At 58.9% G+C, this 14,974-nt stretch carries 17 protein-coding genes; 12 read left to right on the top strand and 5 right to left on the bottom strand.

The window, feature by feature from the left end; translation table 11 throughout:
* Positions 1-38: 38 nt before the first annotated feature.
* Together ACR0J0_RS02775 and ACR0J0_RS02780 are read right to left on the bottom strand one after the other, a co-directional pair.
* Positions 39-704 (bottom strand): SOS response-associated peptidase, encoded by a 666-nt coding sequence (locus ACR0J0_RS02775; RefSeq protein WP_480661166.1) that lies wholly within the window; start codon positions 702-704, stop codon positions 39-41.
* Positions 705-858: 154 nt separating this feature from the next.
* Positions 859-2,436, bottom strand: a complete 1,578-nt coding sequence (locus ACR0J0_RS02780) for a bifunctional metallophosphatase/5'-nucleotidase (protein WP_480661167.1) — start codon at positions 2,434-2,436, stop codon at positions 859-861.
* A gap of 108 nt (positions 2,437-2,544) precedes the next feature.
* Here ACR0J0_RS02780 and ACR0J0_RS02785 point away from each other — a divergent pair, with 108 nt between their 5' ends.
* From ACR0J0_RS02785 to arsC, 4 genes are read left to right on the top strand one after another with little or no spacing between them, the layout of a single operon-like run.
* Positions 2,545-2,883, top strand: a complete 339-nt coding sequence (locus ACR0J0_RS02785) for a DUF952 domain-containing protein (protein WP_480661168.1) — start codon at positions 2,545-2,547, stop codon at positions 2,881-2,883.
* Positions 2,880-3,311 (top strand): DUF1330 domain-containing protein, encoded by a 432-nt coding sequence (locus ACR0J0_RS02790; protein ID WP_480661169.1) that lies wholly within the window; start codon positions 2,880-2,882, stop codon positions 3,309-3,311. The genes ACR0J0_RS02785 and ACR0J0_RS02790 overlap by 4 nt, the downstream gene beginning before the upstream one ends.
* Complete coding sequence (locus ACR0J0_RS02795; protein WP_480661170.1) at positions 3,308-4,366, top strand: quinone-dependent dihydroorotate dehydrogenase; 1,059 nt, start codon at positions 3,308-3,310, stop codon at positions 4,364-4,366. The genes ACR0J0_RS02790 and ACR0J0_RS02795 overlap by 4 nt, the downstream gene beginning before the upstream one ends.
* Positions 4,363-4,704, top strand: a complete 342-nt coding sequence (gene arsC, locus ACR0J0_RS02800; RefSeq protein WP_480661217.1) for an arsenate reductase (glutaredoxin) — start codon at positions 4,363-4,365, stop codon at positions 4,702-4,704. The genes ACR0J0_RS02795 and arsC overlap by 4 nt, the downstream gene beginning before the upstream one ends.
* Here arsC and ACR0J0_RS02805 read toward each other — a convergent pair.
* Genes ACR0J0_RS02805 through ACR0J0_RS02815 form a run of 3 tightly spaced genes read right to left on the bottom strand, consistent with a single transcriptional unit; the run spans position 4,701 to position 6,961 of the window.
* Positions 4,701-6,017 carry an MATE family efflux transporter gene (locus ACR0J0_RS02805; protein ID WP_480661171.1) on the bottom strand — a complete coding sequence of 439 codons (1,317 nt, stop codon included), beginning with the start codon at positions 6,015-6,017 and terminating at the stop codon, positions 4,701-4,703. The two genes, arsC and ACR0J0_RS02805, sit on opposite strands and share 4 nt — an antisense overlap.
* A 6-nt stretch (positions 6,018-6,023) precedes the next feature.
* Positions 6,024-6,542: a PaaI family thioesterase gene (locus tag ACR0J0_RS02810; protein ID WP_480661172.1), complete on the bottom strand. Its 519-nt coding sequence runs from the start codon at positions 6,540-6,542 to the stop codon at positions 6,024-6,026.
* Positions 6,542-6,961 (bottom strand): PaaI family thioesterase, encoded by a 420-nt coding sequence (locus ACR0J0_RS02815; protein ID WP_480661173.1) that lies wholly within the window; start codon positions 6,959-6,961, stop codon positions 6,542-6,544. The genes ACR0J0_RS02810 and ACR0J0_RS02815 overlap by 1 nt, the downstream gene beginning before the upstream one ends.
* A 117-nt stretch (positions 6,962-7,078) precedes the next feature.
* On the opposite strand from ACR0J0_RS02815, the gene ACR0J0_RS02820 reads away from it, so the two are divergent.
* The 8 genes from ACR0J0_RS02820 to ACR0J0_RS02855 all read left to right on the top strand — a co-directional run bounded on the left by ACR0J0_RS02820 (position 7,079) and on the right by ACR0J0_RS02855 (position 14,911).
* Positions 7,079-7,447 carry a MerR family transcriptional regulator gene (locus ACR0J0_RS02820; protein ID WP_480661174.1) on the top strand — a complete coding sequence of 123 codons (369 nt, stop codon included), beginning with the start codon at positions 7,079-7,081 and terminating at the stop codon, positions 7,445-7,447.
* A gap of 285 nt (positions 7,448-7,732) precedes the next feature.
* The gene (locus ACR0J0_RS02825) at positions 7,733-8,134 is read left to right on the top strand and encodes a MerR family transcriptional regulator (protein ID WP_170417747.1); all 402 of its coding nucleotides are present in this window, start codon (positions 7,733-7,735) and stop codon (positions 8,132-8,134) included.
* Between the two features lie 49 nt (positions 8,135-8,183).
* Positions 8,184-9,965: an acyl-CoA dehydrogenase C-terminal domain-containing protein gene (locus tag ACR0J0_RS02830; protein WP_480661175.1), complete on the top strand. Its 1,782-nt coding sequence runs from the start codon at positions 8,184-8,186 to the stop codon at positions 9,963-9,965.
* A gap of 54 nt (positions 9,966-10,019) precedes the next feature.
* On the top strand, positions 10,020-10,232 hold the full coding sequence (locus ACR0J0_RS02835) for a hypothetical protein (protein ID WP_480661176.1): 213 nt from the start codon (positions 10,020-10,022) through the stop codon (positions 10,230-10,232).
* Between the two features lie 135 nt (positions 10,233-10,367).
* The gene (locus tag ACR0J0_RS02840; RefSeq protein ID WP_480661177.1) at positions 10,368-11,006 is read left to right on the top strand and encodes a glutathione S-transferase family protein; all 639 of its coding nucleotides are present in this window, start codon (positions 10,368-10,370) and stop codon (positions 11,004-11,006) included.
* A gap of 11 nt (positions 11,007-11,017) precedes the next feature.
* The gene (locus ACR0J0_RS02845) at positions 11,018-12,229 is read left to right on the top strand and encodes an acetyl-CoA C-acetyltransferase (RefSeq protein ID WP_480661178.1); all 1,212 of its coding nucleotides are present in this window, start codon (positions 11,018-11,020) and stop codon (positions 12,227-12,229) included.
* On the top strand, positions 12,229-12,717 hold the full coding sequence (locus tag ACR0J0_RS02850; protein WP_480661179.1) for a cupin domain-containing protein: 489 nt from the start codon (positions 12,229-12,231) through the stop codon (positions 12,715-12,717). The genes ACR0J0_RS02845 and ACR0J0_RS02850 overlap by 1 nt, the downstream gene beginning before the upstream one ends.
* On the top strand, positions 12,710-14,911 hold the full coding sequence (locus ACR0J0_RS02855) for a 3-hydroxyacyl-CoA dehydrogenase NAD-binding domain-containing protein (RefSeq protein WP_480661180.1): 2,202 nt from the start codon (positions 12,710-12,712) through the stop codon (positions 14,909-14,911). Before ACR0J0_RS02850 ends, ACR0J0_RS02855 begins: the two co-directional genes overlap by 8 nt.
* Positions 14,912-14,974: the final 63 nt, after the last annotated feature.

A 14,974-nucleotide genomic window follows, 5' to 3' on the forward strand; every position in this document is an offset into this window, starting at 1 on the left:
GTGGTCTATCCCGCAAAGCTGAGAATGAAAAGGCGGGGCTAGTCCTGGATCGGTTCAATCAACTCCGGCCCCCTGGCGCGGTTCGAGTTCACAGTCGGGTCGACGCGGTGAAAGCTGAGGATATCCTCGGCCCCCGGCCGCATCAGACGCGCGGCCCCTTTTCCAGCCTCCCCCAACCATAGTGCCCAGTCTTCGGGCTCAAGGATCAGTGGCATGCGGTGATGAATCGCGCTGAGGTGACGGTTGGCGGCGGTCGTCACGATGGCGCAGGTGCCCTGTCGCGCCTCCTCGGGCCCCCAATCCTGCCAGACACCGGCAAAAGCGATCGGTGCCTCGTCCTGACGGAAAATGTACCACGGCAGCCTGTCGCCCTGCTCCGTCTTGGTCCATTCATAAAACCCGGTAGCCGCGATAAGGCAGCGGCGCTCGCGGCATGCGGCGCGAAAGGCTGGTTTTTCGGCCAGCGTTTCAGCCCGCGCATTGATCAGCAATGGGCCGGCGTTTTCCGCCTTGTACCAATGCGGCAGAAATCCCCAGCGCAGAGGATCAAGCGTGCGACCGTTTTCTCCAGCCCGAACCACATGGACCTGATTGGTCGGGCAAACGTTGAAATTTGGCACAGCCGGCAGAGTGTTCGCCGGACGGGCCGCAAACAGCTGCGCCATCGCATCGTTGGGAAGCGTAACAGCAAACCGTCCGCACATGGCCATTGCCCCTGTTTCATTGCTTTCAGATTCATACAGCCCGCGCAGCCTGACCGGGCTCAAAGCTATTCGAACGCACTCGGATCACATCCGACTTTACTATAGAAAAGGCCGCGTCGAACGCGGCCTTTTTGGGTTGTTTGTCAAAGCAAAATTACTTCTGCTTGATGCGCCCATCCAGGTACGGCTGGTATGGCGCGTTCTCTGCCAGATACTCTGCCGTGACATCAGCCAGATCGGGGCCAAAGTCGTAGGCGTTCTTGTCGTCGCCTTCGAACATCTTGTACCCGTCACCGCCGTTGCGGACGTAATTGTTGGTTACGACCAGATAAGTTGCTGCAGGGTCGATCGGAACAAACCCGTCACCTTCGGCGACCATAACTTCCTGGATACGACCTTCATTCGGCGCAACGCTCGGATCCCAGGTGAAGGTCAGCCCAGCAACCTGCGGGAAGCGACCTTTGACCTCTTCGACCTGGCTGACGCCGTTTTCCAGCGCATCGATCACGACCTGACCGGTGATCTCAAAGGTCGAAAGCGTGTTCTGGAAGGGCAGCACGGTCAGCACTTCACCCATGGTCACGTCGCCAGGATCGATCGAGGCACGCAATCCGCCCGAGTTGGCAATTGCGATCTGAGCACCCTGATCCGCGACCCGCGCCAGCATGGCGTCGGCCACAAGGTTGCCCATCTGGCATTCCTGAATCCGACAAACTGCGCGATCACCTTCGATAGCGTCAGCAGCGTTTGCGACCACCTTGTTGCGAATTTCGTCCAGAGGCACGGCCAGCTCGGCGATACGGTCCAGAGCGGCCTGATCCTCGGTGACAGTGTTATCCATGATCAGCGGCTCACCCGCTGCTGAAACGACATTGCCGTCATCGTCGAAGGTCACGTTCAGTTCGCCCAGGAATTTACCGTAGGCATAGGCCTGAACGATCTGGACGCCGTTGACTACGGTCGGGTACGGGCCCGCAGCCTTGTCCGAGGTGTTCGACAGGTAGGTGTTCGAGTGACCGCCAACGATTACGTCAACTCCGGTCGTCTCTTGCGCGACACGTTGGTCCACCCCATAGCCCGAGTGGCTGAGCACGATGATCTTGTTGATGCCCTCGCCGGTCAGCTTGTCGACCTCGGCCTGAACCGCAGGAACCGGATCCGAGAACGTGATGTTTGGACCGGGCGAGGCGAGCTCATCAGTGTCGATTGGTGTCAAGCCGATCAGGCCAATCTTTTCGCCACCGACTTCAATAACGGTCGATTTCTTGATCTTGTCGGTCAGCAACTCTTCATCGGCAATATCCGCATTGGACATCAGTACCGGGAAGTCGACCGAGTCGATAAAGCCGCGCAGAACCTCGGGGCCGTCGTCGAATTCGTGGTTGCCCACCGTCATCGCGTCATAACCCAGCTTATTCATAAACTCGGCCGCGACCTTACCCTTGTAGTAGGTATAGAACAGCGATCCCTGGAACTGGTCCCCACCATCGACAAGAATCGAGTTCTCGGCCCGTGCACGTGCGTCGTTTACTGCGGTAACCAGACGCGCGGAACCGCCGAAACACTTGCCTTCAGCATTGTCCTCGTCACCACAACCGCTGTCATATTTGTTGATCGGCTCGAAACGCGAGTGGAAATCGTTAGTGTGCAGAATCGTCAGCTTGTACTCGGCCAGCGCCATGCCTGATGTCAAACTCAGTACAGCGGCTGATGTCAAAAGACGGGTGAGCATAGTTTAACTCCCTATTGTTCATTGCGGCGATGTTGCGACGCGCAACGCCAAGAGTCAAAGGGGGAAATCCGGCTTGATTCTACCCGTGGCCCGGTGCATCACGACCCCATGCTGATTTACAAAATTTTCCGTGCCGACGAATGGGCAACGCTGCAAGCGCAAGGTGCATCAGATGGGGCGCCGATTGATGTTTCCGACGGGTATGTGCATTTCTCGACGGCCGAACAGGCCGAGGAAACGGCGGCCAAACACTTCGCTGGTGTCGAGGGGCTGACGCTGCTGGCCTGCGACGCCGACGCGATGGGCGACGACCTGAAATGGGAGGTTTCGCGGGGTGGCGCCTTGTTCCCGCATCTTTATCGACAGATCAGAATGACAGACGTCGTCTGGTCGCGCGCCCTGCCCTTTGACGGAACCGCACATCAGTTCCCGCAGGATATGAAATGACCGCCTTCATCGACCCGGACCGCGCACAGTTCGAGGCGTTCAAGGGGCTGGATCGCGACCACCCGATCGAGATGCTGAATCTGGTGAAATTCCGCGACAACGCAGAGTATCCCGAAGATCACGAACTTGCAGGCGCGGGTCTGACCGGCGCGCAGGCGTATGGCAAATATGGGGCAGAGACCGCCCCGATCATTGCCCGTCTTGGCGCCTCGATCCTGTGGCGCGGCGCGTTTCAGACGACGCTGATCGGACCTCAGGACGAAACGTGGGACGAGGTCTTTGTCGCCAGCTATCCTACGGCGCACACCTTTCTGGAAATGGTGACAGACCCCGATTATCAAAAGGCCGTTGTTCACCGTCAGGCGGCTGTGGCGACCTCGCGCCTTATTCGTTGTACCCCCGCCCGGGGCGGAGAGGCTTTTGGATGAACCTGATCGAAAAACTGGGCCTGAGCGCCCTGCACCGGATGGACCCCGAGACCGCGCACGGGCTGTCTATCAAGGCACTGAAGGCCGGGCTGGCCCCAACGCCGGGGCCGGTTACGTCGTCTCGGCTGCGCACGCGAGTTGCAGGATTGGACCTGCCGAACCCAGTTGGTCTTGCCGCAGGGTTTGACAAAAACGGAGAGGTTCTGACGCCTCTGTCACAGGCCGGATTTGGCTTTATCGAGGTGGGTGCCGTGACCCCGCGGCCACAACCCGGCAATCCCAAGCCACGGCTGTTCCGCCTGACCGAAGATACGGCTGCGATCAACCGCTTCGGGTTCAACAACGAAGGCATGGAGGTCATGGCGCGCCGTCTGGCCAACCGCCCCAAAAACGCAGTGATCGGTCTGAATCTTGGGGCCAACAAGGACAGCGATGACCGCCCCGGTGATTTTGCCAAAGTGCTTGCCCATTGCGCCGAACATCTGGATTTTGCCACGGTCAATGTCTCGTCCCCGAACACGGAAAAGCTGCGTGATCTTCAGGGCAAGGCCGCGCTGGGTGCCTTGCTGGGGGGCGTGATCGAGACGCGCGACGCCTTGCCCCGGCCTTTGCCGATCTTTCTGAAGATTGCGCCGGACCTGACCGAAGCTGAGCTGCAAGACATCGCCGAAGTGGCGCGCGAAACGCATGTGGATGCGGTGATTGCCACCAACACAACCCTGTCCCGCGACGGTTTGCGCAGCGTCCACAAGGATCAGGCTGGCGGGCTGTCCGGCGCGCCATTGTTCGAGAAATCGACCCGTATTCTGGCGCACCTGAGTCAGCTGACCGACGGACAAATCCCGTTGATCGGGGTCGGTGGGATCAGCTCTGCCCAGCAGGCTTATGACAAGATTTGCGCCGGAGCTTTAGCCGTGCAGTTCTATACGGCAATGGTCTACGGCGGCATATCTCTGGCGGCCGAGATTGCCCGGGGGCTGGACGACTTGCTGGCTAAGGACGGGTTCTCATCGGTCGATCAGGCCGTTGGCAGTAAGCGAGAGGATTGGCTGTGATTGAATACTGGCACAACCCGCGCTGTTCAAAGTCCCGCGCCGGTCTGGCGCTGCTGGAAGAGAACGGCGCATCTGTCGAAGTTCGTAAGTACCTGGAGGACGCGCCATCTGCAGATGAGCTGCGCGCCGTACTATCCCAACTGGGCATTCCCGCAATAGGTATGATGCGCACCGGCGAGAAGCGGTTCAAGGAACTGGGCCTGACGAAAACCACGTCCGAGGATGATCTGATCAAGGCGATGGCCGAAAATCCAATCCTGATCGAGCGCCCTTTGGCCACTGCCGGCGACAAAGCGGCAATCGGTCGGCCGCCGGAGAACCTGATGGCCTTGCTTTAAGCAATCTGCGCTTCCAGTCGGGGGTACCGCCAACCCAGCGTGACCCCGCGCGCGATGTTCAGGACCATCAGCGCGGCCCAGAGGCCGTGGTTACCGAAAGTAGGGACCAGCACGAACAAGGCCACGACATAGATCGCGACGGACTGGATCATCGCCTGCCGCATGGCACGCGTCCAAGTCGCGCCGATGTAGATACCGTCGAACATCCAGCTGGCCACGCCGATCACCGGGGCAAGCGCAGCCCAGAACAGGAACTCGCGCGCGGCAACCCGAACCTCAGGCGAGGTTGACATCACATCAATCAGTGCCGGTCCGGCAAGGAAGAAAACAAGACCCAGCGCAAAGGCTCCGCCAACGCCCCATTGCGACGCCATGATGGACGCACGACGAACCTGAACGCGGTCACGCGCCCCAACCGCGCCGCCCACTAGCGCTTCGGCAGAAAAAGCAAAGCCGTCCAGGGCAAAGGCCGTAATCTCAAGAAACTGCAGCAGCACTTGATTGGCTGCCAGATTGACATCCCCCAGATCGGACCCGACGAACAGGAACGTCGTAAACGAACCGGTCAGCAGGACCGACCGCACCATGATATCCCCGTTCACCTGCATCATCCGGCGCAGGCGGGCAGCGTCGAAAATCCTTGGCCAGTCACGCCATTGGTTTCCACTGAACGCATCGCGGCACAACCAAAGGCCAAGTGCCAGTCCGGTCCACTCGGCAATCAGCGTCGCAATGGCAACACCCTCGACGCCCCAACCCAGACCGAGGACGAACCAAAGGTCCAGCAGGATGTTGAGCCCGTTCATCCAGACCTGCAGAACGAACACGCCTTTTGTACGCTCGACCGCGATCAGCCAACCGGTCACGGCATAGAGCGCAATCGTGGCCGGCGCGCCCCAGATGCGGATTTCCAGATAGGCGCGGGTCAGCGCTTCGACCTCGGCGCTGGCCGGCGACAGGGCAAATGCACCCCAAAACACCCAGATTTGTGTCAGGACAAAGAACGCACCTGCTGCTCCGCCCAGCAGCAGCCCGCGCATCAAAAGGGCACCGGTTTCGGCCGTGTCCCCCGCCCCGCGCGCCTGCGCGGCAAGTCCCGTGGTCCCCATGCGCAGGAACCCGAAGACCCAGTAGATCGTCGCCAGAATGACGGCACCCATACCGACGGCGCCGATCGGAGCGGCCTGGCCCATCTGCCCTACGACACCCGTATCCACGGCGCCCAGAATTGGGACCGTCGCATTGGACAAGACGATCGGTGCTGCGATCTTGAGCACCCGCTTATGCGTGATGGGTGCCGAGGCGTCCTGCATCTTTCCCTACTTGTCGGTGGGTTTCGGCTGCGGCATCAGGAAATGCCCCGAAGCCTGTGCAAACAGCCGCGAGTGATTGTCCTGCCAGGCTTCAACGCGCACCGAAGCATAACGCCGCCCTGCCCGACTGATGAATGCGCGGGCGTAAGCATCTCGCGGCAAGCCGGATCTCAGATAATCGACGGTGAAATCGACTGTCTTGGGAAAGCGCACCCGCTCATATCCGGCAATGTCACTGGCATCCAGCTCACCGCTTTCAATTTTTGGCAGGAAATAGTCCCAACTGAGCGTGATAACAGCCGTGACCTCGAGGAAGGCCGCTGTGACTCCGCCGTGCAGCGCGGGTAGCAGAGGGTTTCCGATCAGCTTTTCGTCGAAGTTCAAAACGCCTGTTAATTCATCGCCCCGGCGGTCAAAGCCGATGTCGAGGAAACGAATGTAAGGCACGCCTTCGACAATCGCATTCAACGCCGCATCCCGGCGCTGTTTGACGACCTGAACGGGTTCGGGACGAGGACGCGCCATCACAAGCCCTCCACAGTGAATGAGCCCGCAGCGGTGGCCACCGGAAGGCCCTCATCTTCGTCCATCGCCGTGGCTCGGACGAAGGCGACGTTCCGGGTGATGTGATAGCAGGTCGCATGCGTCGTGATGGTTTGCCCCGGTGTTGCAGCGCGCATATAGTCGATCCGCAGGTCAATTGTCGCCGTACCGCCAGGGGCGGAAGGGTGGCTCATGACCGCTGCGCCGCAACAGGTATCCAAAGCTGCAAAAACCGCGCCGCCATGAATAACGCCGGTTCGCGGGTCACCGACCAACTCCTTGCTGTAGGGCATAGTTATCCCGGCTTCGCCATTGCCGATTGTGGTCAGCTTCAAACCCAATGCCCTGGCATGCGGGATCGCCTCGATGAACTGGCGCGCAATTGCGGCTTTGTCGACCATGTACTTGAATCCGTTAATTTGGTTTATCCCTTTATGAGCCTGTGTCCGCCAAAAGAGCAAGCCCACCGGTTGCGCTTGCCGCGGACAAAACATAGGCTGCCGCAGAGGAGATCAGGAATGTCCGACAACCGTTTGTCATTCAAAGAGATGTGCGCTGAGTTCGACGTGACTCCGCGTACCCTGCGCTACTATGAATACATCGAGCTGCTGCAGCCCGACCGGGAAGGCAGGTCGCGTTTTTATGGCCCCAGGGAATGCGCGCGCATGACCTTGATCCTGCGCGGCCGCAAATACGGGTTTTCGCTGGAAGATATACGACAGTGGTTGCTGATCTATGAAAACGAAGGCAACGAGGTCCAGATGCAGGCCTTTGTTGAAGTGGCAGACAAACAGATCGTCGAGCTGAATAAGCAAAGGCAACAGCTGGATGAAGCGATCGAAGCCCTGACCCACATGCGCGATCAGACAGCCAAATCGCTGAATTGATTCTCACCCCGCCGCCTTTTGGCACCTAGAAAATGACGCGAACTCCGGTAGCTCCGGGTGTACCTTCGGGTGCGCCAGCGTCGTGGCGCGTCTTTCCTCGCCCAGAGTTCCGTTACGTCAAACCCGAAAAAAGTCGGCAATCCGCGCCTTGACGCGTGAGGATGTTACGTAAACTTAATTTGTGACGCAGCGTTCGCATTACGTGAACGTCATCTACGTGTTGTAACGTGCGCATCGACTGCGCACCTGACTTTCATAGACGCCAGTGACGAGAGTGCTAAGACCATGACCGAAGATCTGATGACCATCCGCGAAATGTGCGAGACATATGATGTCACGCCGCGCACCTTGCGGTTCTACGAAGCCAAGGAGCTTTTGTTTCCTATCCGTGAAGGCCAAAAACGGCTGTTCACCAAAAGTGACCGTGCCCGCCTGAAACTGATCCTGCGCGGCAAGCGCTTTGGTTTCAGCCTTGAGGAAATCCGCCAGCTTCTGGATCTCTACCATGTAGGCGACCAGCAACTGACCCAGATATCCCGCACCTACGAAATCGCGTGCGAACGTCTGGAGGATATGGAAGCGCGCCGTGAAGAGCTCACGCAAGCCATCGACGACCTGAAAGAACAGTTGCGTTGGGGCGAAAAAGTTATCGCCTCGATGAAACAAGACAAAAAGGCTGCCGAGTAACCCCCTCGCCTGCCTGCCACCCGGACATATGAATTAAAGGGAGCTTCACATGCCCGTCTATAACGCGCCAACCAAAGATACGCAGTTCATCCTGCACGATGTTCTGAAAGTCTCGGAGTCCGATGTTCCGGGCTACAACGAGCTCGAAGCCGAATTCACCGGCGCGGTTCTGGAAGAAGCAGGCAAGGTTGCCACCAACGTTCTGCATCCGTTGAACGTAGTGGGGGACACCGAAGGGTGCCGTCTGGAAAACGGTATCGTTTATACCCCCACCGGGTTCAAAGACGCCTTCGAGCAGATGAAAGAAGGTGGCTGGACTGGCCTCGACATGCCGGAAGAGTATGGCGGCCAGAACATGCCTTACGTTCTGGGCACCGCCGTTGGTGAAATGTTTTCGGCTGCAAACCAGGCATTCGTGATGTACCAGGGCCTGACGCACGGCGCGGCGTCGGCAATCCTCGCCCACGGAACCGACGAGCAGAAGAACAAGTACCTGCCCAACATGGTCAGCTGTGAATGGACCGGCACCATGAACCTGACCGAACCGCATTGCGGCACCGATCTGGGCCTGATGCGCACCAAGGCGGAACCACAGGGTGACGGCAGCTTCAAGATTTCGGGACAGAAGATCTTTATCTCGTCAGGTGATCACGACATGGCCGACAACATCATCCATCTGGTGCTGGCCAAGATCCCGGGTGGCCCCGAGGGCATCAAGGGCGTATCGCTGTTCATCGTGCCAAAGTTCATCGTCAATGAAGACGGTACGCCAGGCGAACGAAACGGTGTTTCGGTCGGCAAGATCGAAGAGAAGATGGGCATCCACGGCAACTCGACCTGCGTCATGAACTATGACGAAGCCACCGGCTGGCTGCTGGGTGAGGAGCATAAAGGCATGCGCGCCATGTTCACCATGATGAACGAAGCGCGTCTGGGTGTGGGCATGCAGGGCCTGTCTCAGGCCGAAGCCGCCTACCAGAATGCCGTCGAATACGCCAAGGACCGCTTGCAGGGTCGCGATGTGACCGGTGCAAAGAATCCGGACGGCCCCGCCGATCCGCTGATCGTTCACCCCGACATCCGCCGCAACCTGATGGACCAGAAGAGCTTCACCGAAGGCGCGCGCGCGTTCATCCTGTGGGGCGCGACCATGATCGACAAGGCGCACCGCTCGGGTGACAAGGACGCGGACGGGCTGATCTCGCTGCTGACGCCGGTCATCAAGGGCTTCCTGACGGATGAAGGCTACGACATGACCGTACAGGCACAGCAGGTTTATGGTGGCCACGGTTACATCGAAGAATGGGGCATGTCACAGTACACCCGCGACGCCCGCATCGCCATGATCTACGAAGGTGCAAACGGCGTTCAGGCGCTGGACCTTGTCGGCCGTAAACTGGCACAGGATGGCGGCAAGCATGTCATGGCCTTCTTTGAAATGGTCAAATCCTTCTGCAAGGAAAGCAGTGGCAAGGACGAAGCCTATGACAAGGCGTTCATCGAACCGTTGAAAGCTGCGTCCAAGGACCTGCAATCCGCTGGCATGTACTTCATGCAGGAAGGCATGAAGAACCCGAACAACGCTTTGTCCGGTTCCTATGACTTCATGCACATGTTCGGCCATGTCTGCCTGGGCCTGATGTGGGCGCAGATGGCCAAGGCCGCTCAGGAAGCCCTGGACGGAGGAGCCTCGGACAAAGAGTTCTACGAGACCAAGATCAACACCGGCCGTTTCTACATGGCCCGCCGCCTGCCCGCGACAGCGATGCACCTGGCGCGCATCCAGACGGGTGCTGATACGGTCATGGCTCTGGACGCAGCGAACTTCTGATCACAGTCTGGGTCCGGGTAACATTGCCCGGACCCAACTTACCGGAGGAACCACATGCCAAAACGTTTTCGACTGACCCGCCGCTTTCCCGTCGCAATGACCGAGGACGGGTATCGCAAGCTCAAAGCATTCGCGCGCGAGGCTGGATTGGACGAAGGAGAGGCACTGTCGTTTCTGTTCGAGAACTTCAAAAGCGTGATTAACGAGGACAATCTGACCCACCGTTTACGGATCTTCAATTCCGAACTGGACGATCGGAAACGTTAAGGACATCAGCCACCTGCAATTAGGTGGGCGTGTTTTCGGCAAGACCATCCCCGGCGGCACATGGCCGATTGGTTGGTCTTTCTCGAAATACGCGAGTTTCGATTTCGCACCATGCGCCTTGGGAGGGGCGATCACATGACCATAAAACTTCACTGCTTCGGCGAGAGCGGAAACAGCTACAAGGCTGCCTTGGCACTGGAGATGTCCGGGTTGGATTGGGAACCGGTTTTTGTCGACTTCTTCAAAGGCGTGACACGTACCCCCGAATACCGCGCCGAAGTCAATGAAATGGGTGAAGCGCCCGTTCTAATCGACGGCGATTTTCGCACCAGTCAATCCGGTGCCATTCAGGCCTATGTGACCGAAAAATCTGGCAAGTTCGGCGGCAAGACCCGGGAAGAAAACTATGATATTCTGCGCTGGGTGCTGTGGGACAATCACAAGCTCAGCTCCATGGCCGGCCTGACCCGTTTCCTGATCAATTTCCTCCCGGAACAGCACCGCAATCCTGATGTGATCGCTTTCAATCAGGGGCGCCTGAAGGCCGCTTACCAAGTGTTGAACGATCATCTGGACGGCCGCGACTGGATTGTTGGCGACGATGTCACGAACGCCGATCTAAGCTGTTGCAGTTATCTTTTTTATCCCGAACCATTCGGTTTCGACCGCGCCGACTGGCCCCATATCGACGCCTGGCTGACTCGTCTGTCCGAGCAGCCTGGCTGGAAACACCCCTATGACCTGATGCCCGGCAACCCGTCGGATCGAGCTTGAGGAGAAGACCCATGACCGAAGCATATATTTATGACGCCCTGCGCACCCCGCGCGGCAAGGGCCGCAAGGATGGCAGCCTGCACGAGGTAACCTCGGTGCGCCTGTCCGCCCTGACCCTGAACGCGATGAAAGAGCGTAACAACCTCGAAGGCCACGCCGTAGAAGACGTGATCTGGGGCAACGTCACCCAAGTGATGGAGCAAGGCGGTTGTCTTGCGCGCTCGGCGGTTCTGGCCTCTGATCTGGATCAGTCTATCCCCGGTCTGGCAATCAACCGCTTCTGCGCCTCCGGCATGGAAGCCGTGAACCTGGCCGCAAACCAGGTCAAAGGCGGCGCAGGCCAAGCCTACATCGCTGGCGGTGTCGAGATGATGGGCCGCGTGGCTATGGGCAGCGACGGTGCTGCAATTGCCGTTGACCCCTCGCTGGCGATGGATACCTATTTCGTTCCGCAGGGCATCTCGGCCGACATCATTGCGACTGAGTACGGTTTCTCTCGTGATGACGCCGACGCGCTGGCGGTTGAATCGCAAAAGCGCGCCGCAGAAGCATGGGCCGACAACCGTTTTGAAAAGTCGGTCATCACCGTCAAAGACCAGAACGGCCTGACCATTCTGGACCGCGACGAATACATGCGCCCGGGCACTGACATGCAGAGCCTCGGAGCGCTGAACCCGTCGTTCCAGATGATGGGCGAGCAGATGCCCGGATTTGACAAGGTTGCGATGCTGAAATATCCGCATCTTGAGCGAGTGAACCACATCCACCATGCCGGCAACAGCTCGGGCATCGTGGACGGTGCGGCCGCCGTTCTGATCGGCAACAAGGAATTTGGTGAGAAGTACGGCCTCAAGCCGCGCGCGCGCATCAAGGCAACCGCCAAGATTGGCACCGACCCGACCATCATGCTGACCGGCCCTGTTCCGGTGACCGAGAAGATCCTGGCCGACAACGGCATGAAGATCGGCGATCTGGACCTGTTCGAAGTCAACGAAGCCTTCGCCTCGGTCGTGCTGCGCTTCCAACAGGCGTTTGACGTGGATCCGGCGCTGGTCAACCCCAATGGTGGCTCGATCGCGATGGGTCACCCGCTGGGCGCAACCGGTGCGATGATCATCGGCACGCTGCTGGATGAGCTGGAGCGTCAGGACAAAGAAACCGGTCTGGCCACGCTCTGCATCGCGTCCGGCATGGGTGCAGCAACCATTATCGAGCGGGTCTGATGCCCAAGCTGGATCTCTCACAGATCCCGTTCAAGGGCGGCTCGGCCTATCCCGGCAAGCTGGCCGAGGCGACCGCAGGTCGTTTCGTGCAGCGTGTCGGTGATGCAGGCGGGCTGACCCAATACGGGGTCAACATCGTGCGGCTTGAGCCGCAGGGCATGTCTTCGCTGCGCCATTACCACATGGAGCAGGACGAGTTCGCCATCATGCTCAGCGGCACCTGCGTGCTGATTGATGACGATGGTGAGCATGAGATGCAGCCCGGCGATTGCGCCGCTTGGCCCGCAGGTGAGGCCAATGGCCACCACCTTGTGAACAAAACCGATGCGCCCGCGACCTTTCTGGTGGTGGGCACACGGACCCCGACCGAGACCGGCTATTACAGCGACATAGACATGATGGTGAAGGATGATGAGAACGGATTCGCCTTCACCCGCAAGGATGGCAGCCCGCTGACGGCTGACCAGATTGGAGATGACAATGACTGAATTCACTCTGACGAAAGACGCGGACGGCGTCGCCATTATTACCTGGGATGTGCCCGGGAAAACCATGAACGTGATGTCCTTTGACGGGCTGGCACAGCTGAGCGATCAGATCGACCAGGCGCTGGCCGATGACGAGGTCAAAGGCATCATCATCACCTCGGGCAAGGAAGGTTCATTTGCTGGGGGCATGGACCTGAACCTGCTGGCCGTGATGAAGGAACAGGCGGGCGACAACCCGGCAAAAGGTCTGTTCGAAGGCACAATGCAGATGCACGCCCTGCTGCGTAAAATCGAGATGGCAGGCATGGACCCCAAAACCAAGAAGGGCGGCAAGCCGATTGCCACCGTTCTTCCAGGCACCGCTGCGGGGATCGGCATGGAGCTGCCTCTGTCCACGCACCGCATCTTTGCCGCCGAAAACCCCAAGGCAAAATACGGCCTGCCCGAGATCATGGTCGGCATCTTCCCCGGTGCGGGTGGCACCACACGGATGGTCCGCAAAGTTGGCGCGATTGCAGCGGCTCCGCTGCTGCTGGAAGGCAAGATGCTGGACGTCAAGAAAGCCAAGGGCGCTGGCTATATCGACGAGATCGCGGCAGACCCGATGGCCGCAGCTAAGGAATGGGTACTGAACGCCAAGGACGCAGACATCGTTAAGCCGTGGGACGCCAAGGGCTACAAGATGCCCGGCGGTGCCCCCTACCATCCTGCTGGCTTTATGAACTTCGTTGGTGCATCGGCGATGGTGAACGGCAAGACCCAAGGCGCATTCCCTGCGGCCAAGGCTCTGCTGAGCGCGGTTTACGAGGGTGCTCTGGTCGATTTCGACACTGCACTGAAAATCGAGGCGCGTTGGTTCACTTCCGTGCTGATGAACCCATCCTCGGGCGCGATGATCCGGTCGCTGTTCCTGAACAAGGAAGCTTTGGAAAAAGGCGCTGTGCGTCCTGCCGGCGTTCCGGACCAATCGGTCAAGAAGATCGGTGTTCTGGGTGCAGGCATGATGGGCGCCGGTATCGCGCTGGTGTCGGCTCAGGCTGGAATGGAAGTGGTTCTGGTCGACCGTGACCAAGAGGCTGCGGACAAGGGCAAGGCCTATACCGAGAGCTACCTGGACAAAGGTATGAAGCGCGGCAAGGTCACGGCTGAGAAAAAAGAAGCCATGCTGGCCCGCATCACCGCGACCCCGGATCTGGACAACCTCAAAGGCTGTGATCTGATCATTGAAGCCGTCTTCGAAGACATGGGCGTCAAGGCCGAGATGACCAAGAAGGTCGAGGCTATCATCCCCGAGGACTGCATTTTTGCGTCGAACACCTCGACCCTGCCGATCAGCGATCTGGCCAAAGCATCCGTGCGCCCAGATCAGTTCATCGGCATCCACTTCTTCTCGCCCGTCGAGAAGATGTTCCTGGTCGAGATCATCAAAGGCAAGGAAACCGGTGATCGCGCGGTGGCCAAGGCGCTGGACTATGTGCGCCAGATCCGCAAGACGCCGATCGTGGTCAATGATGCGCGCTTCTTCTACGCAAACCGCTGCATCATCCCCTATATCAACGAAGGTCTGCGTATGATCACCGAAGGCGTCAGCCCCGTACTGATCGACAACGCTGCACGTCAGTTGGGTTTCCCCGTGGGACCCATCCAACTGAATGACGAGACCTCGATAGATCTGGGGGCCAAGATTGCTCGTGCGACCAAAGCCGCGATGGGCGATGCCTACCCGGAAAACCCGGGCGATGATCTGATCTTCTGGATGGAAGAAGAGGGTCGTCTGGGCCGCAAGGCGAATGCAGGGTTCTTCGACTATGACGAAAAGGGCAAGCGCACCGAGTACTGGAAGGGCCTGCAGGAGAAATATCCGCATGCCGAAGACCAGCCTGATCTGATCGAAGTTCAGGAACGTCTGATGTTCGCTCAGGTTTTGGAAGCGGTGCGCGCGCTGGAAGAAGGCGTTCTGGAAGATATCCGCGAAGGCGACGTGGGCGCGATCCTTGGTTGGGGCTTTGCACCTTGGTCGGGTGGCCCGCTGAGCTGGCTGGATATCATCGGCACGCCTTACGCGGCCGAGCGTTGCGACCAACTGGCCGAGCAATACGGCGAGCGCTTTGCATGCCCGCCGCTGCTGCGTGAGATGGCGGACAAAGGCCAAAGCTTCTATGGGCGTTTCGACCCCGAAGCAAAAGCTGCCTAAACAAATTGACGCTGGTGGGGGATACCGCGCCAGCGTCATTCTTTATAAAAATAGCTTTAATGA

The organism is Ruegeria sp. BF12 (assembly GCF_056538705.1).

What these genes read in the sequence shown, in the direction of transcription:
- ACR0J0_RS02775 (WP_480661166.1), bottom strand. Translation starts at nt 704, where the DNA reads ATGTGCGGACGGTTTGCTGTTACGCTTCCCAACGATGCGATGGCGCAG.
- ACR0J0_RS02780 (WP_480661167.1), bottom strand. Translation starts at nt 2,436, where the DNA reads ATGCTCACCCGTCTTTTGACATCAGCCGCTGTACTGAGTTTGACATCA.
- ACR0J0_RS02785 (WP_480661168.1), top strand. Translation starts at nt 2,545, where the DNA reads ATGCTGATTTACAAAATTTTCCGTGCCGACGAATGGGCAACGCTGCAA.
- ACR0J0_RS02790 (WP_480661169.1), top strand. Translation starts at nt 2,880, where the DNA reads ATGACCGCCTTCATCGACCCGGACCGCGCACAGTTCGAGGCGTTCAAG.
- ACR0J0_RS02795 (WP_480661170.1), top strand. Translation starts at nt 3,308, where the DNA reads ATGAACCTGATCGAAAAACTGGGCCTGAGCGCCCTGCACCGGATGGAC.
- ACR0J0_RS02805 (WP_480661171.1), bottom strand. Translation starts at nt 6,017, where the DNA reads ATGCAGGACGCCTCGGCACCCATCACGCATAAGCGGGTGCTCAAGATC.
- ACR0J0_RS02810 (WP_480661172.1), bottom strand. Translation starts at nt 6,542, where the DNA reads ATGGCGCGTCCTCGTCCCGAACCCGTTCAGGTCGTCAAACAGCGCCGG.
- ACR0J0_RS02815 (WP_480661173.1), bottom strand. Translation starts at nt 6,961, where the DNA reads ATGGTCGACAAAGCCGCAATTGCGCGCCAGTTCATCGAGGCGATCCCG.
- ACR0J0_RS02820 (WP_480661174.1), top strand. Translation starts at nt 7,079, where the DNA reads ATGTCCGACAACCGTTTGTCATTCAAAGAGATGTGCGCTGAGTTCGAC.
- ACR0J0_RS02825 (WP_170417747.1), top strand. Translation starts at nt 7,733, where the DNA reads ATGACCGAAGATCTGATGACCATCCGCGAAATGTGCGAGACATATGAT.
- ACR0J0_RS02830 (WP_480661175.1), top strand. Translation starts at nt 8,184, where the DNA reads ATGCCCGTCTATAACGCGCCAACCAAAGATACGCAGTTCATCCTGCAC.
- ACR0J0_RS02835 (WP_480661176.1), top strand. Translation starts at nt 10,020, where the DNA reads ATGCCAAAACGTTTTCGACTGACCCGCCGCTTTCCCGTCGCAATGACC.
- ACR0J0_RS02840 (WP_480661177.1), top strand. Translation starts at nt 10,368, where the DNA reads ATGACCATAAAACTTCACTGCTTCGGCGAGAGCGGAAACAGCTACAAG.
- ACR0J0_RS02845 (WP_480661178.1), top strand. Translation starts at nt 11,018, where the DNA reads ATGACCGAAGCATATATTTATGACGCCCTGCGCACCCCGCGCGGCAAG.
- ACR0J0_RS02850 (WP_480661179.1), top strand. Translation starts at nt 12,229, where the DNA reads ATGCCCAAGCTGGATCTCTCACAGATCCCGTTCAAGGGCGGCTCGGCC.
- ACR0J0_RS02855 (WP_480661180.1), top strand. Translation starts at nt 12,710, where the DNA reads ATGACTGAATTCACTCTGACGAAAGACGCGGACGGCGTCGCCATTATT.